This window comes from Vibrio sp. 05-20-BW147, assembly GCF_013369385.1.
Taxonomy (GTDB): Bacteria; Pseudomonadota; Gammaproteobacteria; order Enterobacterales; family Vibrionaceae; genus Vibrio; species Vibrio floridensis.
In genome coordinates, this window is the sequence record NZ_SZTO01000019.1 from 71824 (window position 1) to 93628 (window position 21805).

The 21805-nt window shown below is 46.5% G+C and carries 16 protein-coding genes and 1 pseudogene; 4 read left to right on the forward strand and 13 right to left on the reverse strand.

Annotation, left to right across the window (positions count from 1 at the left end; genetic code table 11):
* Window positions 1-15: 15 nt before the first annotated feature.
* The 3 genes from FC652_RS16580 to FC652_RS16590 form a co-directional block, all read right to left on the reverse strand.
* On the reverse strand, window positions 16-1788 hold the full coding sequence (locus FC652_RS16580) for a sodium:solute symporter family protein (protein ID WP_176299468.1): 1773 nt from the start codon (window positions 1786-1788) through the stop codon (window positions 16-18).
* A gap of 287 nt (window positions 1789-2075) precedes the next feature.
* Window positions 2076-4307, reverse strand: a complete 2232-nt coding sequence (locus FC652_RS16585; RefSeq protein ID WP_176299469.1) for an exopolygalacturonate lyase — start codon at window positions 4305-4307, stop codon at window positions 2076-2078.
* Window positions 4308-4322: 15 nt separating this feature from the next.
* Entirely contained in the window at window positions 4323-5051 is a 729-nt protein-coding gene (locus FC652_RS16590; protein ID WP_017789041.1) for an oligogalacturonate-specific porin KdgM family protein, read from the reverse strand.
* Between the two features lie 128 nt (window positions 5052-5179).
* Between FC652_RS16590 and FC652_RS16595 the strand changes: the two genes are divergently transcribed.
* The 3 genes from FC652_RS16595 (at window position 5180) to FC652_RS16605 (ending at window position 9251) form a co-directional block, all read left to right on the forward strand.
* Window positions 5180-6910 (forward strand): transporter, encoded by a 1731-nt coding sequence (locus FC652_RS16595; RefSeq protein WP_053541846.1) that lies wholly within the window; start codon window positions 5180-5182, stop codon window positions 6908-6910.
* A 159-nt stretch (window positions 6911-7069) separates the two neighbouring features.
* Entirely contained in the window at window positions 7070-8770 is a 1701-nt protein-coding gene (locus FC652_RS16600) for an exopolygalacturonate lyase (RefSeq protein ID WP_052687764.1), read from the forward strand.
* Window positions 8771-8783: 13 nt separating this feature from the next.
* Window positions 8784-9251 (forward strand): discoidin domain-containing protein, encoded by a 468-nt coding sequence (locus FC652_RS16605; protein WP_176299470.1) that lies wholly within the window; start codon window positions 8784-8786, stop codon window positions 9249-9251.
* 207 nt (window positions 9252-9458) lie between these two features.
* On the opposite strand, the gene FC652_RS16610 is transcribed toward FC652_RS16605, so the two are convergent.
* A complete protein-coding gene (locus FC652_RS16610) occupies window positions 9459-10082 on the reverse strand; it encodes a bifunctional 4-hydroxy-2-oxoglutarate aldolase/2-dehydro-3-deoxy-phosphogluconate aldolase (RefSeq protein WP_038963358.1) in 624 nt (207 codons plus the stop codon).
* A 12-nt stretch (window positions 10083-10094) separates the two neighbouring features.
* Complete coding sequence (locus FC652_RS16615; RefSeq protein WP_026050651.1) at window positions 10095-11024, reverse strand: sugar kinase; 930 nt, start codon at window positions 11022-11024, stop codon at window positions 10095-10097.
* A 213-nt stretch (window positions 11025-11237) separates the two neighbouring features.
* On the opposite strand from FC652_RS16615, the gene FC652_RS16620 reads away from it, so the two are divergent.
* Window positions 11238-12116, forward strand: coding sequence for a DMT family transporter (locus FC652_RS16620; protein ID WP_176299471.1), 879 nt, complete (start codon window positions 11238-11240; stop codon window positions 12114-12116).
* A 539-nt stretch (window positions 12117-12655) separates the two neighbouring features.
* Here FC652_RS16620 and FC652_RS16625 read toward each other — a convergent pair.
* The 8 genes and pseudogenes from FC652_RS16625 to FC652_RS16660 form a co-directional block, all read right to left on the reverse strand.
* Window positions 12656-13822 (reverse strand): BamA/TamA family outer membrane protein, encoded by a 1167-nt coding sequence (locus FC652_RS16625; RefSeq protein WP_176299472.1) that lies wholly within the window; start codon window positions 13820-13822, stop codon window positions 12656-12658.
* A 252-nt stretch (window positions 13823-14074) separates the two neighbouring features.
* Window positions 14075-14986, reverse strand: coding sequence for a LysR family transcriptional regulator (locus FC652_RS16630; protein WP_038963361.1), 912 nt, complete (start codon window positions 14984-14986; stop codon window positions 14075-14077).
* Between the two features lie 133 nt (window positions 14987-15119).
* Entirely contained in the window at window positions 15120-15548 is a 429-nt protein-coding gene (locus FC652_RS16635; protein WP_017421521.1) for a hypothetical protein, read from the reverse strand.
* Window positions 15549-15565: 17 nt separating this feature from the next.
* Window positions 15566-16735 (reverse strand): patatin-like phospholipase family protein, encoded by a 1170-nt coding sequence (locus FC652_RS16640; RefSeq protein WP_017421520.1) that lies wholly within the window; start codon window positions 16733-16735, stop codon window positions 15566-15568.
* Window positions 16736-16936: 201 nt separating this feature from the next.
* Window positions 16937-17794 (reverse strand): pyridoxal kinase PdxY, encoded by an 858-nt coding sequence (gene pdxY, locus FC652_RS16645; RefSeq protein WP_039448065.1) that lies wholly within the window; start codon window positions 17792-17794, stop codon window positions 16937-16939.
* 124 nt (window positions 17795-17918) lie between these two features.
* The gene (locus tag FC652_RS16650; RefSeq protein ID WP_017421518.1) at window positions 17919-19514 is read right to left on the reverse strand and encodes a bifunctional aspartate transaminase/aspartate 4-decarboxylase; all 1596 of its coding nucleotides are present in this window, start codon (window positions 19512-19514) and stop codon (window positions 17919-17921) included.
* A gap of 93 nt (window positions 19515-19607) precedes the next feature.
* Window positions 19608-21323 (reverse strand): aspartate-alanine antiporter, encoded by a 1716-nt coding sequence (aspT, locus tag FC652_RS16655; RefSeq protein ID WP_017421517.1) that lies wholly within the window; start codon window positions 21321-21323, stop codon window positions 19608-19610.
* A 339-nt stretch (window positions 21324-21662) separates the two neighbouring features.
* A pseudogene (locus FC652_RS16660) lies at window positions 21663-21805 on the reverse strand (ISAs1 family transposase); the annotation flags it as partial.

The following is a 21805-nucleotide window of genomic DNA, read 5'->3' on the forward strand; positions in this document are numbered from 1 at the left end:
ATTTTTATTGAATAATTATTGTGAACTGCTGGTTGCTAGCTTGGTTGAGCGCTCATCGACTTTAGCGCTCTTCTTCAAGCCATAGCCCACAGCAAAGATAGCAGCGGCACACGCTAAGAAGAGTAGACGGCCCCAAAGTGGGTTTGGAATCAACACCATCAGCGTTAAACCACCAGCCATGTAAGTCACGAGCGTACCCAATTTTGCACGTTGCATACGGTCTACGATGTCTTGACCTTCTTCCGCCACACATTCTGTATCAACGTCTTTGAAGAACTCTTCCGTTGCCGCTTTGTTGGTGTCTTTCGCTTCGTTGTAGAACAAGGTGGTCAGACAGAAGAAGCCAGCGGTGAAGAATAGGTGAGCCGCAATGGTGATCATGGTGCGCAACTCGCCCGCTTCACGACGGGTGATTTCTTCCACGCCAAACCAGCTCATCACGTATTCTGGAGTGAAGATTTTCACCACAGACCAAGAAACCAGCATACCGAAAACAACCGTTGCCCAAGGTGCCCAGTTTGGCGTTCTGCGAATCACGATACCGAGGAACAGTGGCACTAGAATTGGTGATTGCAGCAATGTCGCAACTTGCATCATGAGGTCAAACAGGCTTAGGTGCTTCAGTGAGTTGAAGAACTGAGCCATCAAGATAACCAAGATACCGTTAACCAGACAGGCAATCTGACCCGCGCGTAGCAATTCTTTATCGTCGGCTTTGCCTTTACGTACGATGTTTGAGTAGAAACTGCGAACAAAGATGCCTGAGTTACGGTTTAGAGCAGAATCCATTGAAGACATGGTCGCAGCAAACAGACCCGCCATCAGCAGACCAACGGTACCAAGAGGCATGGTTTCGCGTGCAAATACAAGGTAAACCGCATCGCTCGCTTTCGCGCCAAGAGACGAGTATTGCGTGGCCGCATCTGGGTAAAGAATCGCAGATGCCCATGGTGGGATGAACCAAATAATGGCACCGAACACCATCATAACCAGCGCCATGACGGCCGCTTTGCTTGCGTTCTTAGAGTCTTTTGCGTTTAGGAAACGGTAAGACTCCTGCATGTTGTTGATGCTTTGTAGCTGCTTAACGATGAAGAAGATAAACGTACACACAAGAAGCAGTGGGTAGTTCATATCAGGGCCCAGGATGAAGCCACCTGGGAAGTTCTCCACGATTTCACCCGGACCACCGACCACATACAGGGCAACCGCCGCACACGCGATGGAGATCACCGCCACCACCAGTGTTTGAATGAAGTCCGATGCCACAACGCCCCATGCACCACTCAGTAGCGAGATCACCAATACGGCAATACCCGTCACCCAAATGGTGGTCACGATGTCGGCGTTAAATACGGCAGAAGCAAACACGCCCAGACCGTTTAGCCACACACCAGCGTTGATGACGCTCAGTGGGATGATCACCCAAGTGAAAAACTGCTCGTTGGTATTACCAAAACGGCGTTTAACCCCTTCTGTTGGTGTATCCACGCGCATTTGACGGAAGCGGCGAGCGAAGTAAAAGTAAGCAAAAATGTACGCCACCATGTTACCGATAAACACAGCCAAGACAGCGAAACCGTCGTTGAACGCTTTACCCGCAGCACCGGTAAATGTCCAAGCTGAAAATTGTGTCATAAACGCTGTGGCACCTACCATCCACCACAACATTTTGCCGCCCCCGCGGAAGTAATCACTGGTACTGTTACTTGCCATTTTTTTAAACAGCAGACTGATTGCTACCATCAGAGCAAAGTAGCCTGCAATTACTAAGTAATCGTATTCCATAATAGGACCTCGAAACGATGTTTTAATTTAAGTGAATTTTAAGATCAAAATACAAAACGTATTGCGATTAAAATCAAAACAACGGTTCATTTTTGAATTTATTCACTAGTTTGTGATTGCGATCACTTACAAAACGATTGCCGATTACTTTGAGTATTGACCAAAAATCGAACCACGCCGAGTAGAGCGAAAAAACACCGAAAGAGTGTCAGCAGCAAGTGTGAAAAGGTAAATCTGAGACCGTTGTCATTCGAAAAGGCAAGGCTCTCTCGAGCCTTGCAAGAGCATTACTGTTGAACCAGCTGTTTGAGCGCTAACGCTTCCTTGAGGCCCGGTACCGTTTGCTGTTCATCGATGATCGACGCCTGCTTTAGCGGTTGCAGTGACTTAAGATCAATCGCTTTGCCATCGCTGCCCAGCGTACGACCATCGACAATGAACTGGTTGTCCGAGGCATGAGCGCTGTGGATCACATCGTCATACTGGCTGCTCACTTGGAAACGGTACGAACGGTTTTCAGTGAAGGTGCCCTGCTCGATATCGCCCTCATAAGGGCTTTGGCGGAACAAATAGTTGAACCGTTTGTTGTCGATCGCCACGTTGTTACTCAGCACCAGCGAGCCTGGGTTGAAGTTGTCGGTGAAACCATCCATGTTGTTGTTGAACGATAGGCTGTTTTTCACCACGTGCGAAACAGGAATGCCTTCACCACCGAGTTTGAAACCGTTACCGATGGTGCCGCCCTTGTTCGCCACTTCTAGCGTGCGACCGTTATTAAAGGCAATGGAATCGATGATGGTCACCGCGCCGTTCGCGCCGTCTTCCACTTTATTAAACAGATCCCAGCCATCGTCGATGTTGTGGTGAGAAAGGCAACGGATGAAGGTATTGCCATCACCGATACGCATTTTGGCCGCAAAGCCATCGGCGTTGATCTGTGATTTATCCATATTGTTGAAGCTTTCGCTATCAATCACCGTGTTGTAGCTTGCCCACAGCGCACGGCCAATCTTCTCAGGCGAGGTGATGACAAACCCCGTATCCGGCGCGCTGTGTGTCACCATTTTTTCAAAACGGTTATGGCTGCCGTGCACAAAAAACTGAGCACCGGCGACTTCAATGTTTTCGTAGTGCCAATAGTTGGCGTTGTGCTGATATTCCGACACAAAACGCACCTTGTTACCTGCCGCTTTCAACTGTTTTGGCAGCTCAGCGGTGCCACTTGCCGTGATGGGCAGCGTGATGCCTTGATAATCGCCATCTTGAAGAATGATGGTGCCACCAGCGGGCAGTAAGTTAACCGCGGTGAGAAAATCGAGTGGCTTCTCAGTGCTACCGTTACCAGAGGCCGTACCGCTTGGCGAGACATGCAGTTGCAACGGATTTGGCAAGCTGACCCGTTTTACCTCGTAACGATGAAGTTGCTTCTCTAAGGTTGGGCCTTCCAGCGCGGTAAACGCCAACTCAAGTTGGTTGCTGTTGCTCGCTAACTCAATGGTATGAGAGAAGAGATCCCCCGCGTTGACCTGCTGCTTCGCGACAACCTTGCCATTGTGCTTAAGCTCGATGCTGCCGGTGTAGTTGGCTCTTGATTGAACAGGGTAACGCTGAGTCGCGGAAAGCTCCGAAGAGGCTAATTGAAAAACCAAAGGTTCTTGCTTAGCTTGGTATTTCGGCGCATCCATGGTGTCCGCTGGCGAAAGTTGGAGATCCACATTGCTGACGCTCATTTTGGCGTTACGCGATGCAAAGAAGCCGATGTACTGACTTTCTGGATTTTGCATCTCAACAATGTTGGCATTGGCGCCTTTCACATCTTGCGTCTGCTCTTTGTCACCTTGGCGATAGCTGACTTTGAAGCCATCATTAGTGCGTGTCAGAGTCATGCGGAAAGTTTCAGCCGTACCATAAGGTACCCCTTCTGCATAATCGACACGGCTTAGTCGGTTACCCGCCGTTCCCCAAGGTTGATAAACCCCTTCACGGAACGAGGCGTTAAAGTTGGTCATGCCATCGTTGGTACGGCTGTGCGAACGCAACAAGTTCATCACCATGTTCGATGCCGATGGAAATTCCTCATGCCCTTCTGGTTGTGGGACCAAACGTTCAGCCCCCAAAATATCACGCACCATCAAACCTGCGCCTTCTTGGCGGTTTGGCGTCGCGCCCGTTTCTGGCCCTAACTGCTCTAAAACCACATCCGCGCTCAAAGTGAAATTAACATCGGTAGGGAGTTCGGTGTAATAGAATGTCAGTCCTTCATGGGAGTTGGCCAACTTGCCGCCACGGCTTTCAATCGTAAACTGAGAAAGCAGTTTGCCCTCTTCGATAGGCTGGCCGTTTACTGTCACCTGGTTAACGCCGACTTTCTCAGGCAGGATGGTTGAACCAAAATTCATATCGGTTGACTGACCAAAAGTGATCGCTTTCCAAGTTAAGTCAGCGACATTGATCTCTGTTGCGTAGCTCGCTGGTGCAAGAATGGCGGCCAAGCAAAGGGCTAAAGTGTGCTTTTTCATACCATGTTCCTCTGCTTAGAAGTTGTATTTCATGCCAACGCGGAAACGCGGACGATAGCTATCGACTTCGTTAGTATCTTTCTTCGATGGGGTTGCACCAATCTCGCCAAATGGACGCCAACCACTGTCAAAGCCTTGGTATTCAAACGTAAAGTTCACTTCACTCACACCCGCATTGTCGTCTTTGTAAACCACCTCACCCTCTTGCTTCCAGGTGTAATCCACCGTTGCGCCCAATCCCCAGTTTTCGATGCCGCGGTAGCTCGCACCGAATGTCCAGCGGTTGTAATGAGCGCTTTTGTCCACATTTGGACGCGTTTCATAGTGGTAACGATGACGGAATGAGGTCGACCAATCGTCATTCACTTTGTAACCCAAGGTTAAGTTGAACTGGTTCCCCATCTTGGTATCGTTAGATTCCCACTTGTATTGCGGTGTGAGCGTAAACGATTCGTTGATGCGGTAGAGATAGCTGATATTGGCTTGTTGGCCGTTGCCAGCAAACTCGCTGAATGGGTCTTGATTGTGCTCACCCGTTTCGTTGTTTGAACGCCATTTAGCTTCCACTTCAAAACCCACACCGTTCTTAAAACGATGGCTCACCGCGATACGGTCAGCGTGTTTTGCCCCCGCTTTATCACCATGGTCCGGTTGGAACTCATGACGAATATTGATAGAAGCAGCGCTGGCAGCGGTTGACGTTAACGTCAGGAGTAGTGCAGAGGTAAGGTATCTAATTTTCATTTTAAAACACCGTTTTGTTTTATATTAAATTTCGTTTTAATATATATACAGAACAGAATTTGGGAAGTGTTTCGTGGTGAAATTGTGATCATTGAAACGCTGTTTTAATTTTAACGTGAGCAAGATGCATGGCCCTACTAGATAATTTGATCATCACCTTTTACCTTGCCTTTATAGGTTTCGCCGCTTGGCTATTTCGCCGCTTTTCAAACTCCTCCAGCGACTTCATTCAAGGTGGTGGCACCATGATGTGGTGGATGGCGGGCGCCACCGCGTTTATGACACAATTTTCGGCCTGGACCTTTACTGGCGCTGCCGCCAAAGCCTTTGAGGATGGCATCAGCGTGATGTTTATTTTCTGGGGTAACGCGCTCGGTTTTCTTGTCGCCGCTGCTTTTTTTGCTAAGCGATATCGCCGTTTGCGCGTGGAAACCGCCATGGAGGTGATTCGAATTCGCTTTGGCGGCGTTTCAGAACAAGTGTTCACTGGGCTGAGTTTTCCCATCACCCTCATTGCCTGCGCGATCTGGATGAATGGTCTCGCGGCTTTTTTCTCTGCACTGTTTGCCATTCCCGTCACAACGACCATTTTAACCATGGGGATCGTCGTGACTCTGATTGCCATCAGTGGTGGGGCATGGACGGTATCGGTCACCAACGTGATGCAGTTGATCCTACTGATTGCGATTACCTTTGTGATTGGGTTCAGCGCGTTTCAAGCCCTTCCTGAACCCACTGCCGTGTGGCACGCCTTTCAACCTATCTATGGCGAAGGCGTGCCCCACACTGCCATCTTTGTTGCTTGGGCATTGGCCATGCTGCTTCAACAAACCATGAGCAACAATCACACCCTCAGCAGTTATCGATTTTTGACCACCGCGAACGATAACGATGCCACAAAAGCCGCGTTACTCGCGGGCGGGTTGTTCCTGTTTGCTCCACTGCTTTGGTTTGCGCCAGCGTGGTTCGTCGCTTCACTGGGCGTTGATCTACACGCGATCTACCCAGCACTCGGTCACAGCGCCAACAACGGTGCTTATTTGTATTTCATCCAACACGTTATGCCGCAAGGGGTACTCGGTTTGGTGATGGTGGCCTTAGTTGCTGCCACCATCTCGCCCCTCACTTCGGCTCACAACCGCAATGCGGGGATCGTTGTACGCAGTCTTTATCAAGTTTGGATCAAGCCCGATGCGTCAGGCAGAGAACAACTGATTGTGGGTAAAATCGCCACCTTAATGTCTGGCGTCGTCGCGACTTTGGCGGCCCTGCTGCTCGCCTCAGTTGAATCCTATAGCTTGTTCGAGATGATGATTTTGTTTGCTGCCTTTATTCAAATGCCTCTCAACATTCCTTCACTGTTGGCACTCGTGACACTCAAAACACCAAACTGGTCTGGATGGACGACGGTACTGGTGGGCTGCTTGGTTTCACTGACGATGTTTTTCTTGTTTGATCTTCGTTGGTTTACCTCACTGCCACTCAGCGAGCGCGAAGTGAAAGAACTCACTGTGGTGGCCACACTCATCGCCCACATTGTGTTCACCGGTGGATTTTTCCTCCTCACTCACGTTTTTTTCAGCCAAGAGCCTCAACACATTCAGCAGCAAAGAGCAGCCCTTGCAGAACAGCTCGCCACACCAATACGCGAAGAAGAGCAGGCCCCAGTTAATCACCTTCAAGGCATTTATGTTGGCTTAATTACTGGCCTTGCCGGTTTAGGATTAATTGTGATTGGATTTTTCTTAGAAGCCGATGCTCAATGGCCATTTTTCACCACTGGTGGTTTAGTCATCGCCTTTAGTGCGCTTTTGATGGTGCGACGGTCGCAGAAAAACGTGACTTGTGTGAATGGTTAAATGCCATTCATAACGATGAAAAATTGTTCAAAACAAAGAAATTGGCCAAATTGTGATCGCAATTAAAAACATCGTTTCAATTTAATAAAAACAGTTAATCGGAAATGTTTTTCTTTTTATGCTACTTGCCAGAAACCCCTATAACCAAGGAGCATAATAATGAACTATAAAGTGCTACTGACCTTGTGTATTCCTTTTGCCTCCTGGGCAGCTGCCGATTACACAGAGCAAGATGCAATGCGCGTTCAAGCCGTTAAAACCTACATTGATAATGTTTTGCAAGAAGGGAGGAGCCAAATTAAAACCACTCCTTTACTTGCTGATGGCATTAACACCACTACACGTAAGCCCGTAGAATGGATTTACCCAGACGGTCGCACGGCCACCATTTCCAATTTTGCCAATCAGCAAAACTTTCTGCGCACGTTAACCGCCATGTCGGTGGTGACGGAAGATCAACGCTATCAACTTGAAGCTGTCCGTATCACACGCTACTTCATGGACAACTTCATCGCCGATAATGGGTTGTTTTATTGGGGTGGGCATCGCTTTGTGAATCTCGACACCCTTGAACTCGAAGGACCGCAGAACAAAAACAGTGTCCATGAGCTGAAAAACCACTACCCTTATTACCCTTTCCTTTATCAAGTGGATCCTCACGCGACGGAACGTTACATCAAAGCGTTTTGGCAAGCGCATGTTGAAGATTGGCAAAGTCTTGATATGGGTCGACACGGCAGTTACAGCAAAAACTACGATGACAAGGTTTTCCATCGACCAATCCCGGCGTCCTTGGTGGATCAAAGCAAGCTGCCAATCATGCCTGAAACCAAAGGGCTCACATTTATCAATGCGGGATCAGATTTGATCTATGCCGCTTACCAGCTAGATTGGCTGGCACCACCAGCAAATGCGCGAGGCTCAGCCGCTTGGGGCCAATATCTGATGACACAGTACAAACTGGCCAAGCACCCTAAAACGGGCGCACCGGTTTATCAGTTCACTTCCCCCAAAAAACGCGACTGGCCACCACAATCCGACAAAGACACCAATTCAAAATACGGTGATCGTGCAGCCCGACAATTTGGCCCAGAGCTGGGCGACATCGCACGCGAAGGGAATGTGTTATTTAAGTCGAACGACAAATCCATTGTGTTTAATAATGCGCTGATTGAACTGCATTTGGCCGAGCAAAGGAACGATGCCGCCATTCGAGAGCAAGTTGTGGACGCATTGCTCAACTTTTATCGCCTCGCCTACAACCCAGAAAATGGCACCATCAAACCCATCTTCAGTGACGGCACCAGTATCGAGGGAATCCCACTGGCTCGAGATGGCTATTACGGGCCAAAAGGCCGAGTATTCAACGCACACAAACCCAAGACCGAAGAATATCTGCTACCCATTTTGCGCGCGTATCGCCTACAGGCCGATCCTGAATTGTGGCAACTGGCCGTCAACATGACGCACCATTACGGTTGGGGCTCACTCGGCAATGATACCAAGGCCAAACCCACACTCAACATGCAATTAAGCAACGTATCACCTATGACCTTATTTTCCGCCATTGAGCTCTACCAGATTACGCAGCAACCAGAATACCTTGAGTTTGCCCGCGCAGCGGCAGACAAACTGGTGGAAAAACGTTTTGTGCGCGGTTACTTCCTCGCCAATCCGCGTTACCTCAATGCCTCAATTGATGCGATTGAACCTCTCGCTCTGCTCACCCTCGATGCCACACTCAAAGGCAAAACAGGGCAAGTCGCCCCATACCTTTCGGGCAGTGGCTACATCCACGGCGAGTTTGCTGGCAAAGAGAACGCTTACGACACCAATGAAATCTACAAACAAACTCGATAACGGAAACAAAACAATGCAAAAATTCGTTCTTCTTACCACCCTACTTCTCTCACCACTGGTGATGCCCAAAGAACCCGTTAGCTCTATTTCTAGCAACGGGTTTGATAAACAACATAAACCGGAACACGTACTCGACGGCTCCAACAAAACACGTTGGGCAAACAAGGGCGATTCTTGGTTGATGTTTGAATTTGAACAGATCACCACGCTCCAACACATTGACCTAACCATATTCAAAGGCGACGAGCGTAAACAGCATTTTGATTTGGAAATCTCACGAGACGGTATGCAGTGGCAAAAAGTATTTTCAGCCTCAACCAGCGGCGCGACAAAAGCAAAAGAGCGTTACCGTTTTTCCCCTTCCCAAGCTCGATATGCCCGCGTAAATACTTACGGTACCGATGTATCAAAGAGCTGGAGCGGTTTCCATCAAATCCAGTTCAACAGTGAGGAACAGGTAGAACATCAGTTCGACAAATAGCAAAACCAGCCAAACAGACTCTAAAAGCGCTGAACCACTCAGCGCTTTTTATCTCTTCAGCTCTTTGATTTTATGGGTGACATGCATGACCAATATGCTGCGAATTGCCCCCTAAAAAAAACGCCTGCAACCAGTGCAGGCGTGGCAAAGAAGAGCCAAATATCTTCGATTTATGAAGACAGTGAAGGGAGCCAAATCAGGGGGGAATTAAGCGATAATGCCCGCAACTTCGCGTACTAGCTTCGCTAGATCGTCCCATTGCTCGTTGTCGATCAAGTCACCCGGAACCATCCAAGTGCCACCACACGCCAACACAGCAGGGATAGCAAGATAATCTTTGACGTTGCTTGGGCTAACGCCGCCCGTCGGCATAAACTTCACTGGGTAAACCGCCGTTAGCGCTTTCAGCATGTTTACGCCACCCGATGGCTCGGCAGGGAAGAATTTCAAGGTACGCAGGCCCATTTCCATCGCTTGCTCAACCAAACTTGGGTTGTTCACTCCCGGAACAATGGTCACGTTGCGCTGTTGGCAATATTTCACTGTGGTTGGGTTGAAACCTGGGCTGACGATAAAATCCACACCTGCGTCAATCGCTTCATCCACTTGTGCAGACGTCAGTACCGTACCCGCACCAATCAGCATTTCTGGGTACGCTTCGCGCATGTTTTTGATTGCCAACGCCGCATCTGCAGTGCGGAACGTCACTTCGGCACAAGGCAGGCCATTTTCAATCAGCACTTGCGCCAATTTTGCCGCTTTGTTGGCATCTTTGATGGCGATAACCGGAACCACTTTGATTTCAGCAAGCTGTTGATTTAAATCTTTCATTTGTTTGAATCCTTAAATAGTTGGCATCGCTTCGCGAGGAATAATCGCGCCACGATGTTGAATAACATGACCTGCAACAGTGTGACCAGCAAAAGCAGCTTGCTGACAATCACCACCCAGAATACGCTTTGCAAGATAGCCAGCACTGAATGAATCTCCTGCGGCTGTGGTGTCGATAACATGGTCAATTTTGAGTGGAGCAACCGCATGACGGCCCGCTTCTGTAACGACAAAACACGCATCCCCACCACGTTTGATGACGATTTCGCTCACGCCAAACCCCTTGGTGCGCTCAATTGCTTGATCTTCATGGGTATCGCCCCACAACAGCATCTCATCATCAAAGGTGAGAAACGCCATATCGGTGACTTGCAGAATTTGCTGGTAGAACGCTTGTGCTTCCGCCACGTTGTTCCACAGCGCAGGTCGGAAGTTGTTATCAAACGCGATTTTCACCCCATCACTGCGGCAAAGCGCAAGCAATTTGATCAGCGCTTCTCGGCAATCTTGCGACAATATCGCCAAGCTAATACCGCTGAGGTAAATCATTTGATGCTGACACAGTTCTTTCGCCAGCGTCAGGATGGCACGGTCACGCAGCCAGTATTTCGCCGCCGAATCGTTGCGCCAATAGAAGAAGCTACGCTCGCCATTGTCTGCCGTTTCGATGGCATAAATGCCTGGCAATTTGTCTTGAGAAAGGTACACCATATCCGTGTTGATGCCTTCGTCTTGCCAAGCGGCAAGCATTTCTCGGCTAAATGGATCCTGTCCTAATCCCGTAACATAAGAGGTTGAAACACCGGATTGCTGGGTCAAACGGGAAAGGTAAACTGCGGTGTTGAGCGTATCCCCACCAAAACCTTGTTGTAGCGCGCCGTTGACCTTTTTCAGTTCAACCATGCATTCACCAATGATGGCAACGCGATTGATGTGATTCATAGGATGTCTCCTTAACGTAATTGCTGCTATTATTGCAGCAACAAAACTCAGAAACAATATTTTTAAAACGACGGTTCAATTAATCGTGAGCAAGATCCAACTCTGCGGTTTTGGCAGGTTCGAGTTCTGCTGCTCTCTGATAGCATCGCGCCACTAACCTTATTCACACACTCGCCAACGCTGGCAGTAGACGAGCCATTAGCACTTCGTATCATGAACAACCCAACCGTTTCTCGCGCCATCTTTTTACTGGTGGCGGCCAATTTGCTTGCCTCACTTTCTGATGTGTCACTCAAAATCTTGAATGGTGAAGTGCCCACATTTCAATATGTGTTTATTCGCCAGTCTATTAGCCTTGTGCTGCTGTTGCCTTTCTGGCTTAGCATGGAAAAATCGCAGTGGAAAAAGGGCTGCGACTGGATCACCTTTTGGCGCGCGCAGCTGATCTTGCTCGGCAGCGCGTGCGCCATGATAGCGATCACCCATTTGCCACTGGCGACCGCCAATGCCATGTTCTACGTTGGCCCTCTGTTGGTATTGCCACTGGCCTTTGTCTTTTTGGGGGAGCGCCCTGCCGTAGGGAAAATGGTTGCAACGTTATTGGGCTTTGTTGGTGTGCTGATTGTGCTGCGCCCCGAGCAGTTTCACTGGGCTGCCATCGTCGCGCTGGGCAGCGCGTTATCCATGGGGGTAGGCAATATTCTGATCCGCAAAGTGCCTGCCGATCAGTCGCTGATTTCCACACTTTTTTGGACCACTTTAATGACGCTGCCCTTTGCGTTTGCCCTCGCCTACTGGCAATGGAGCGCAATTCGCTTCGAGCATATTTTATGGATTGTGGCGATCAATCTGTTTGTGCTCACCTACCACGCTTTGGTGGTGAAGGCATTTCAGCAAGCCCCGGCAAGCCAGATCGCTCTGGCGGAATATTCTGGCTTGGCGTTTGTCACCTTCTTTGGGGTGATTTGGTTTGATGAAGTGCCAGACAGTTACACCGTTTTAGGCATTCTACTGATTATTGTGCCTATGATGCCCATCCGCTGGAAACATTGGCTTAAGAGCAAAAGGCACACAGCGGTGAGTAAGGGTTAAGCAGATGATTATGTGGAGTTGAGTGACGGGTGAGTTCAAGGAGCATGCTCTAACAGCTTAGTTGTAACGATTTTAGTTACTTTTTTGTAACCAGGTGCAGGCATAAAACTGCGAAAACTTATGCAATACATCCCTGTTCAACGTAATTAACCTGAACTCGGGTTAACAATAGAATAGAACCAAAAGCTGGTTTCGTGATCAGAGCTTTCGAGCAAGAAGGATTGTGAGCAACTAAAATCGCGTACTACCTAAAACCAGAAAAGCCATCACTTAACATCGCAACCACTGAAAATCGGGTTTGATAGCTTAAGCCGATCTCAGGTTAATTAATAAAAATCCCATATAGCTCGACATTAAGGATGTTGATTTTTCTATAATGTATGGCAACAGTTTGATGAGCTTGTATAAAACTGGAAAAAGGCAGCTATGCTCTGGGGGAATTAATGAGGAGATCCCTCAGGGCTTAGCAGCAAACCATTAGTATCGGAATGGTTAGTGAATAGACACCTTTTATATAGACTGACTGGCTTGGTGGCTATTCAAAAGCCGCTGCCTACATTGAAATAAATAGCATTTTCTTCATCACTCATCGCATAGTCCATACCTATGTGTAGGCCATATCGACGAGCAATTTGATAACGAAAACCTACGCCACCAGCATTAACTCGGCTGTCTTGTTCATCGCCACTCCGTTGGGTCGCTTGACCCGCACCATAAAAACCACTCACTTTCCAACGATGGTTAATGCTGTAAGTTAGTTGAGCTTGCAAGGTTTCGATTTCATCACCTTGGTAACGGTATGAAGAAACACCCCGCAGTGCGACATACGGCTTTGCAGTCGGTGACACCATAGAATCTTTCTGCTCAAAATTTTGGTAGTTGCCAGCCAAACCTAACGTCCATTTTTCCGCAATCGGGATGTAGGCTTCTGCATCAAGGTTAAAAGTACGATAATTATAATCACTGCCTAAAGCATCATCATAAATCATATAGTCAGCAGTCACTTTATACCCTTTGCTAGGGTAAAAGAGATTATCTCGAGTATCGTATTCAGCGAGCACACCTAACCCAGACGTTACAGCTTCACTTCCAAGGGTAAGTTGCATGACCTTATCTATCAGCTTGCTATCCGATTCCACTTTAGACTTCGCCAACATTTGTTTTACACCAAGCATCAATGGTGTATCGGCAAGGCGAAATTGCACTTTTTGAGCCAGCACTGCGACCGTTGTTTTGGTTCCAAATTTGATTTCCTTATCAATCGGCCCAAAGGAGATGTGTTTATACAAATCCAAGTTAGCCACCCCAACACCACCACCGCCTACATAGCGAATGGAGTCATTAAGCCAAGAGCGTCGGTGTCCACCAAACGCAAACCAAGTACCATTTTCAGTACCTAATGCGCCTGCGACAGTCATTGCACTCGGTACGAGCTGTGCTCCGCCATCTATTGCTGATAACGCCGCTTGTTTTCTTTTGTGTTTCTCTTCTTGCGTTTCATGCAAAAACAAACCAGCGATACCGCCGCCATACCCAATAGCAGGCTCGGTAATTAGGATAGGTACTGGTAAAAAACCATGAGCATTCTCTGCAATGTGATGCCCCATATCGAATTGTCCATCAACCGGATCGTAGAAAGAGGCAAGTGACGAGCATGATAGCAATCCTGAAAGAGAAATAAGCGCCCCGCGGTATCGGCGATTCATAAAGTTGACCCTCAGATAAAAAAGCCGGGGAACTGAACCCAGCTGAAAAATCTGCTTCCGTGCAGCGGTTACATGATAAAAACTCTTTTTTGCTCTGGGCTTCCCCATAGAGCGAAACTAGATTAAGCCCCAAAAGAGATAACCTACACTCCTGTATAGAGGGTGTAATCCATCAAAACTCGAACTTAAAGTTAACTGAAACGAAAACAAGGCTCTAATTGAGCCTTGTTAGAAATTGGATGGGTCTGTGAGTTAACGACGGAAAACATCTTCAAATCGCTCGCGATAATTGTTTATCACGGTGATTAACGACTTTTTAATATCAACAATTTGTTTGGAATGTGGACACCAAAGCGCGAAGCCAAACTTGAAGCCCTCTAGCATCTCATCGGCTTCAACTGGCTCAATGGCGTGATTGGCAAACTCAGTGTGTGCTAATGTTTTAGGAAGTAGTGCCCAACCCAGACCAGCTTCTACCATCTTTATCACTAGAGCAAGTTGATCGACGGCTTCGTTATCTGAGCTGTAAATGATTTTCTCTGCCATGCCTTCTTCAATAAAAGATCGCAATACAAATTGCTTGCTGTTTTTCAGAGCCACCAGGACTGCACTTTTCTCCAACCTAGATAGCTCTCCACCTTTTTGAACAAAAGGGAAAAATTCGAAATGCCCAAGGAAGGTAGCATCAAAGCTATACATCGCCTGACGGTCATGCACATTGACGATACCAAAATGGAACTCGCCACTATCTATGCCTCTTTTGATGTCCTGTTTATTCCTAACAAGAAAGTTCACGCGCATTAACGGAAAATCGCGAAGTAGTTGCTGGCGGATTTCAACCAAAGCGCGATGAGGAATCACACTAGAATAAGCGATGTTGACGCTTTCTAATCCACCATAAGAGAGGCTTAGCGCCAATTTATCGAAAGTACGCGCTTGCTCGATGGTTAATTTAGCATAGTGATAAAGAAGGTGACCATCTTCTGTTGGCTCTACCGAACGCCCCACTCGTTCAAACAAGTTGACCGCCAGTTGGTCTTCAAGGTTGGTAATCACCTGCCCTATCGTAGTTCGGTGCTTATTGAGTTTGATCGCTGCTTTACTAAACGAGAGCTGTTCATAAACGGTCACGAACGCGAGAAGTTGTTCAAAACTAAAGTTCATAGGTTGTGCTTACATTTTAGAGTTATTTAATTAAAACATAATAGCATTGCTAATTGGTAACGGTAACAAACTGCGTTTGAATTCCTTCTCATCGACATAAAAAACCTACTAAAGTTAGTAGGTTTTCTCCATTTTAGTTGTACTCAACAACACGAGCCAAATAGTTAAATTCACCAGAGGCACCATGGTAATCTCGGTAGACATCCACACTGAAATATTTAGGTTGATCTGCTTGAATGTGGTCAACGATCTTCTGCTCTAGTGATGCCAGCGTTTCACCCGTTTGCGAATACACAAACCGCTTATTCACTTTTTCCAGTTTGCGTTGCTTGGCTTCTTTATGTGACACATAATTGTTGATCTCTTCCCATTTGCCGACGTACTCGATCGCAACGTAACTCGAATCCTCATCAATCATGATAAAGGCAGCTCCTTCTTCTTTGATTGCAGAAAGTTGCTGCATGTCACTATCCACTTTTTGCTGATCAACATGGACGCCACCTTGTGCAAATGCAGTAGCGGAAGCAGTAAGCATCATTAGTGTTATAACGGCTTTTTTCATTGTATTGTTTTCCTGTGTTAAGGGAGTTCAGTCACCCAAAGGTGTCCCTGAGTGGCTTTTTTGAATCCATATTCGTAGATCGTCAGCAAGTAGTGGGGGTCGAACATATCTTTCGTCACTTTTGCGTATCCGAAATCTTGGTCGATATAGGTAAACTGCATCTCAATATCATTGTTTTCACTAATGTATTTCATGCGATACAGATCACCCCGAGTTTGAGCTAACGTAAGGCTTTCGACGCTTTTCGATACAAGGTCAAAACCTTTGTCTTTTAGTGGTCGATAAGGAGCCTTCAGTACACCATTACGAATCACATCTAACTGCGGCGCTTTTTCTAACCCCAATGCATCCGATATTTGGTGGTAGTTAAAGTTAGACGGATTAAAGAACACTTGAGCCGCGAGACCACCATCTACATGTAACTCTTCTAATGTTTCTCCTTCATGCTCAACCTCGATAAATTGCGGTGGGAAGACTCCAGGAATGGATGCACTCGCTGCAAGCACTTTGTATATCAATTCAGATTTGTTCGCCAAGTCACTGTTTGCAATAGCGCCAATGTTCCAAATCACCAGTTCACCGGAATCAAAATGGGTACTGCCGATAAAAAGACGCTTTCCATTACGATGTTGCTGTGCCATCGCTTCAATGAATGGCTCTGGGTACGCGTCTGCAATGAAATCATAAAGGGTTTTACCATCTGTAAAGGCGTCCTTAAACAGCGTGTTTAAGAAGTTTTTTTTACCCAGAACGTTTTTATCGTTGATGTTAAGCATCACCTCTTTCATCTTTGGCATCGCTTCGCCACCAGTGAAAACAAACGGGGCAATCAAGGCTCCCGCACTGATCCCCGTGATGATGGCGTAATCTTTCAGTTCACCTTTCTCTTGTAAGCCCATCAAAACACCTGCACCGTATGCACCATTTACGCCGCCACCTGACAACGCCAAAATATTGAGTTGGTCACCCGTCACTTTTATCGGTGTGGTTTTGTTATGCGCCGAATAGAGAAAATCGGGCGCCTCATTGGCCCACATTCGAAGTGGTTCTTTCGGTGTTGAATTTGCGATTTCAACATCTTTATAGTTGGTCTGAGAAACGCGCACATCCAGCGTATGGGGTGAACTGCACGCCGCTACCAATAGCGAGAGCGCAACAGTCACACCAGAGGAAATTAAACGATTCATAATTATTCTCATTTAATGTCTCTGGTGCATGACCAGAGACTCAGTTGGAAATTAATGGGGTCAAAATGAAGTCCGTTTCGTTGTATGAGGGTACTATAGTCAAGCGCATTGAATAACCGTAATCGCGGATGTAGGATGCTATCCATCAATGCAATGATGGCTAGTTTCTATAGTGTTTAACTAAACTCCTAAGCTGTTGCGCTAAGCAATTTTCACGATATTGAACTCATGAGTCGGCTCGACAAATTCATATTGAGCGTTGATCGTCTGCAGTTCCCATGCGTTATATTCTTTAGTGATTTCTAATACACCATAAACTGCATTGTGAGCGTGACGAAATGACGCAACTGGAGACATATTTTTCACCAAACAAGCAGTAAAAATGGCGGAAATCAAATCCCCGACTCCAACTGGTTGTAAATCAAAGTCAATGCTTGGACGCTGGGCCAAATAACATGCTTTCGGCATCGCTAGAATCATACTGAAAGCATCATCCTTTAATGCATGAAGGTGTTTCACCAGCACCATTTTCGGTCCCAGATCCAAAGCTTTTTTACAAGCGGTGACCGCATCATAAATTGAGTCTATTTTGACGCCTGTCAACTCACTCAATTCAAACTGGTTTGGAATTATTACATCGGCGATGGGCAACAAGTGTTGTCTGATAGCCTCTTTGACACCATCTTCTACAATACAGCCTTTATCTGGGTCCCCCATAACAGGATCGCACACATAGAGTGCGCTGTGGTTACGGTCCTTTACCAAACTTACCGCTTCGGCGACAGCGCGGCATTGGTCGGAACTGCCTTGATAACCGGACAATATCGCACCACATTCACTGAGCTTTTCAATGTTGTCTAAACCACGCATTAATGAACGAATATCGTCAGAACCAAATTTTTGCCCCGTCCAACCTTGTTGATATTGTGTGTGATTAGAGAACTGAACCGTATGAATTGGCCATACCTCAAGCCCCATTCTTTGCATTGGGAAGACAGCGGAGCTATTACCAGCGTGGCCATAGACCACATGAGATTGAATAGAAATAATACTTTTCATAAGTCACTCTTAGTTGGGAAGTTAGTTAGCTTGGCGACTAAATAAACACAATGCCGCGCACTGTGCTTATTTGGTCGGAATAGCCTCGACAATGCCGAGGCTTATTCTTATTGAGCTAGATTAATTAGCCTTGGAACTCGGCAAAGTACTCATCCAACACTTTGCGCGTTGCACGACCAATGAGCTCGTATTCGTGGTGAGTAAGGTTAGCCAGGGATACTCGAACAGAAGCGTGTACCACATCGAAACCTTTGCCCGGAAGTAAGATAACGCCGGTTTCATGTGCAAGGCGGAAAAGGAAATCTTTGCCCTTTTCGCTCGCTTTGAACCAATCAACGAAGGCTGGCCCGTACAATTTCCCACCTAAAGTGTCGAGCTCAAGCAGTGTGTAGTAGTCCACACGATCTTTGTTTTCTTCAATTTCTACACCCATGTTTTTGTACAGGGTTTTGTATCGCTCACGGATGATGCGTTTGCACGCTGCTTTGTAGTTTTGCTCTGAGTCCATTAAGCAATTCAGAGCGAATAGTGCCATTTGAACTTGTTGAGGAAGCGACAAACCTGCTGTGTGATTAAGTGCAACACTGCGGCTATCTGCTACGATACGGTCAATAAACTTGATTTCACGTGGTTCCGGAGTTAGCGTTTTGTAACGATCGTCCAACTCAAGTTGACGCGCTTCGGGAAGGCTGCGCATTGCGTCGTCAAACACGTTGTTGTGCTGAATCGCAATCGAGCCCAAGCGCCAACCTGTTGCACCGAAGTATTTAGAGAACGAGTAAACACACAGCGTGTTGTATGGCAGTTTCGCAAACAGTGATATAAAATCGTCTGCAAACGTGCCGTATACGTCATCAGTAATGATGAATAAATCACTGCGTTGCTCATTGACGAAGTTCGTTAAGTTATCTAGCGTCTCATCCGAAAATTTGACTGATGCAGGGTTCGCTGGGTTAACGACACAAAGCAGTTTGATGTCTGTATCCGCCAGTTTCTCGATTTCAGACATTGGTAGTTGCCATGTGGTCTCATCAAGGCGTAACTCAACAATCTCCAACTCATATTCAGAAAGCTCCGGGATCTCTAAATAAGGAGTAAAGATTGGCGTGATCAACGCAACCTTATCGCCTTTTTGGAGTAGCCCGTTGTTAAACATCGTTTGGAACGTGTAAGTCATTGATGCGGTGCCACCTTCCGTTGCAAACAGATCGAAATCTGTTGTGATTGGCATAGGGCCATACATTTCTTCCGCGATGTACTGCTTCACGACAGTTTCAATGTTTGTCAGCATTCGAGGTGGCACTGGGTAGTTACACGCTAGGTATGCGTTAACCAACTCATTCAAAAAAGCTTGTTTCTGTAGACCTAGACGATCTTTTGCGTAGCTCAACGACTTTTCGATAAACTGCACACCTTGATCTTGTTTGTTATTGCTCGCAAACGTATCAAAACGTTCAACGATACCCATTCCATCTGGAATACCACCAAAACCACCATCAAGGTATGAATAGGTACGCTCTGCTTCCATCACCGCAAATTCACCTAAACGAATGAATGCCTTACGTGGCAGTGTCGCTAAAAAATTTGGGTTACCACGACCTGCATCTAATAAAATGCGGTCAGGAACCGTTTTTGCCACTTCAATGAGTTTGTCTTTTAATTCAAATGGGCTTAAATCTGCAAACTTTGAAAAATCAATCGTTGTATTTTGCGTGGTCATAATATTTACCTTAGTCTATTATTTACTAAATTTTGATAATGTTTCCCTTATCGCCTAGTTAATTAGGCGATAAGATTTTCTAATTTATTTAAATTACATGCCTGCATTTAAAGTAATAATGCCGACAATAATTGGTCCCCACAGGGTGAGTAGTACATTGGCAACTGCATAAGTCACGGTGAATGAGAATACTGGCGTTGCGTTGCCTGTTTTTTCCATCAAAGCAGCAAATGCTGGGTTCGCACTTCGTCCACCTGTAACGCAGCCAAGCGCTTCAACTGGGTTCTTAATCTTCAATACAAAATATGAGAAGAAGAACGAAATAATCTGAGGGATAATCGTCACGGCCATGCCAAGGAACAACAGGGACATACCGTGTTCTTTAATGGTATCGACCGCTTGAGGGCCAGCCTCAAGGCCTACAATGCCCACAAATGCTGCCAAACCGAAATCTCGAACAAAGTTCGCGGCGCCCACAGGGAACTGAGCAACGTGTGGATTACGGCTGCGTAACCAACCAACAATCAATCCAGAGATCAAGCAACCTGCACCAGAACCAATCGTGACGGGGATACCGGCAATCTTAAAGCTGATAAGACCAATAAGCAGACCAAGCACCATACCCATACCAAGGACAACGAAGTCCGTCATGGTTGAAGATCCCATGCGTTGACCGATGTTTTTCTCAACGCGATTGATGTCTTTTGCAGTACCCGTAAGCTGAATGACGTCGTTTTTCTTCACCACAAGGTCCGGTGTCATTTCGATTGAACGGCCTTCACGAATGTAATCCGTCACATAGATACCACGCATGGAGCCTTGATTTGATGCTTCTTTGATCTCTTGCAGTGACTTACCAATCAGTTTGCGGTTGTCAGCAATCAGCTGGCGGTTTTCTTCAATAATTTCATAGCCTTCTGGTAGTACAACCTCGTTGTCTGCCAAACCAGCTTGCAGTTGATGTACCGCATGGCGACGGCCAGTGACAACAATGACGTCGCCTTCTTTCAGTGCGGTGTATTTATCCGCCTCTAGCACTTTGCCATCGCGTTGAATTAACTCAATACAAGCAGTCAACGATTTTTTGTTTAGCTGAGCTAAGGTTTTACCTGCTAGTCCGCCATCTTTGCTCACCTTAAATGCTCGTGTAACCAATGCCGTTACTGCATTGAATTCACCCGGTGCTAGCTCGTGCTTGCCATTCGAATTTTTCTCCTCTAGAGCAATCGCCTCTGCTCGGATATCCCACTTCATCAATGTTGGGAACACCCACGTCACCATAAGAATTGGACCAAGCGAACCAAAGATATATGTGACTGCGTAGCCCACTGCAACATTGGTCTGCATTAAGTGCTTCGCTTCTTCTGTCACACCGCCAAGACGTGCGATCGCATCACCCGCTGTACCTATGATTGCCGATTGAGTCAAACCACCCGCTGCTAGGCCTGCTGCCGTGCCTCTATCTAGGTCGAACATCCAAGCTGCGGCTAATACACAAAGCAGGCCAGAAACCGTCATCACAACAGCAGAAAGTAGAATGTTGATAGTTCTAAAGTTCAATGCTTTGAAGAACTGCGCACCACCCTGATACCCTACTGCATAAATAAAGAGCGCAAAGAAAATGCTTTTTACGCCGGGATCAATATGAACACCAAATTGCCCAATAATTACACCCATTAATAATGTTCCGGCAACACCGCCAAGAACAAATCGACCAATGGTAATTTTACCTACCATATAACCGAGAGAGAGCGTAATAAAGAGAGCAACAAATGGTGCCATGTCAAAAAGGTTAGAAATAATTTCCATGACAATTTACTCTTATTAAAAATAGAAAAACAAAATAATCTAACGAATAATCTGTCACTCATATTTGTTGGATCATTTAATTTTAAAAGCATCTCGTTTGCTTCGAAGCGAATATTAGGAACAAAAACTCACAACTCGTAATCCTATTTGAAGGATGAAACCATCACTTCGCATATTCAAAAGCAAGCATTGAGAAATAACTATCGAAAATTGAATGACTTAGTGGTCTGTAATGAACATCAGGTAAATCGAAAAATAATTTTATTTTTATTTTCTCTGTCCAAAAAACTGTTTGGTTGCACTATTCACTCCACAGGGCGGGAGCATACTTTGGTGGATTTATAACCCCAAGAAGACTCTTGCCCTATAATCATCGTTCCAACCCGCTTTCTTCATCTTCACTTTTTGGCTCGGAGCACCACAGTCGCATTGCTTGAGCATATTCATGACAAAACGTCTAAACAACGCGATGTTTTCAACAG

What these genes read in the sequence shown, in the direction of transcription:
- FC652_RS16580 (WP_176299468.1), bottom strand. Translation starts at nt 1,788, where the DNA reads ATGGAATACGATTACTTAGTAATTGCAGGCTACTTTGCTCTGATGGTA.
- FC652_RS16585 (WP_176299469.1), bottom strand. Translation starts at nt 4,307, where the DNA reads ATGAAAAAGCACACTTTAGCCCTTTGCTTGGCCGCCATTCTTGCACCA.
- FC652_RS16590 (WP_017789041.1), bottom strand. Translation starts at nt 5,051, where the DNA reads ATGAAAATTAGATACCTTACCTCTGCACTACTCCTGACGTTAACGTCA.
- FC652_RS16595 (WP_053541846.1), top strand. Translation starts at nt 5,180, where the DNA reads ATGGCCCTACTAGATAATTTGATCATCACCTTTTACCTTGCCTTTATA.
- FC652_RS16600 (WP_052687764.1), top strand. Translation starts at nt 7,070, where the DNA reads ATGAACTATAAAGTGCTACTGACCTTGTGTATTCCTTTTGCCTCCTGG.
- FC652_RS16605 (WP_176299470.1), top strand. Translation starts at nt 8,784, where the DNA reads ATGCAAAAATTCGTTCTTCTTACCACCCTACTTCTCTCACCACTGGTG.
- FC652_RS16610 (WP_038963358.1), bottom strand. Translation starts at nt 10,082, where the DNA reads ATGAAAGATTTAAATCAACAGCTTGCTGAAATCAAAGTGGTTCCGGTT.
- FC652_RS16615 (WP_026050651.1), bottom strand. Translation starts at nt 11,024, where the DNA reads ATGAATCACATCAATCGCGTTGCCATCATTGGTGAATGCATGGTTGAA.
- FC652_RS16620 (WP_176299471.1), top strand. Translation starts at nt 11,238, where the DNA reads ATGAACAACCCAACCGTTTCTCGCGCCATCTTTTTACTGGTGGCGGCC.
- FC652_RS16625 (WP_176299472.1), bottom strand. Translation starts at nt 13,822, where the DNA reads ATGAATCGCCGATACCGCGGGGCGCTTATTTCTCTTTCAGGATTGCTA.
- FC652_RS16630 (WP_038963361.1), bottom strand. Translation starts at nt 14,986, where the DNA reads ATGAACTTTAGTTTTGAACAACTTCTCGCGTTCGTGACCGTTTATGAA.
- FC652_RS16635 (WP_017421521.1), bottom strand. Translation starts at nt 15,548, where the DNA reads ATGAAAAAAGCCGTTATAACACTAATGATGCTTACTGCTTCCGCTACT.
- FC652_RS16640 (WP_017421520.1), bottom strand. Translation starts at nt 16,735, where the DNA reads ATGAATCGTTTAATTTCCTCTGGTGTGACTGTTGCGCTCTCGCTATTG.
- pdxY (WP_039448065.1), bottom strand. Translation starts at nt 17,794, where the DNA reads ATGAAAAGTATTATTTCTATTCAATCTCATGTGGTCTATGGCCACGCT.
- FC652_RS16650 (WP_017421518.1), bottom strand. Translation starts at nt 19,514, where the DNA reads ATGACCACGCAAAATACAACGATTGATTTTTCAAAGTTTGCAGATTTA.
- aspT (WP_017421517.1), bottom strand. Translation starts at nt 21,323, where the DNA reads ATGGAAATTATTTCTAACCTTTTTGACATGGCACCATTTGTTGCTCTC.